At 66.6% G+C, this 659-nt stretch carries 1 pseudogene; it reads right to left on the reverse strand.

The features are described 5' to 3' along the window. A pseudogene (locus EOA24_RS40105) lies at nucleotides 1-510 on the reverse strand (hypothetical protein); the annotation flags it as partial. Nucleotides 511-659: the final 149 nt, after the last annotated feature.

Below are 659 nucleotides of genomic sequence, written 5' to 3' on the forward strand. Positions count from 1 at the left end.
AGCAAATTCCTCCCGATCGTCCATGCCCGCGACCGATGCCGCGGCAATAGACGCTTGAAACATGCCGACATCGCGGCTGGCGGTGCGGTTGTCGAAGAGATGCTCCCAGTCCCCGCGCAATTCGGCGAGCGCTTGCTTGCCGATGATGCGCTCGCCCTTTTCGTTCTCGACCGGGAGTTCACCGGAACGCGAAGCGTAGTTCATCATGGCTGCCGCCCGGATGCCGCCGCCATAGGAAGCAAGCTTGACCACTGCCGGCTGGCTTCCTCGAGCGAGCGCTGCAAACCGAGCATGCATTGGCCGCCCACCACCGGTTCCGCGGAAAGCAACGGCGCGGCCCTGCCGCCGCGCGCCGCCCCAAACACCAACACCCGCCGGCAAATGGGCAACCCCTCCCCTTCGCGGCCGGTCCCAGTCGAGCTCCTCGTGCTCGCCCACCTGTAATTCGTGCAGCAGCGCCGCGCGCCGGCGCTCCCAATCCCGCTCGAAGGCGCCCAGGAAGAACTCCATCACGTCGCCTTACCGCGCCGGGCAGCGCCGGCACGCTTCGTCATCGCAGCGAGTTCGGCCGCGACCGTGGTTGCGATTGCGCGGGCATCGTCGATTGCTCCTTTGAGATCCGAGCCAGCCACAGACCGACTTCCATTAAGGGCGCGGGC

The organism is Mesorhizobium sp. M2A.F.Ca.ET.039.01.1.1, assembly GCF_003998035.1.
Classification (GTDB): Bacteria; Pseudomonadota; Alphaproteobacteria; order Rhizobiales; family Rhizobiaceae; genus Mesorhizobium.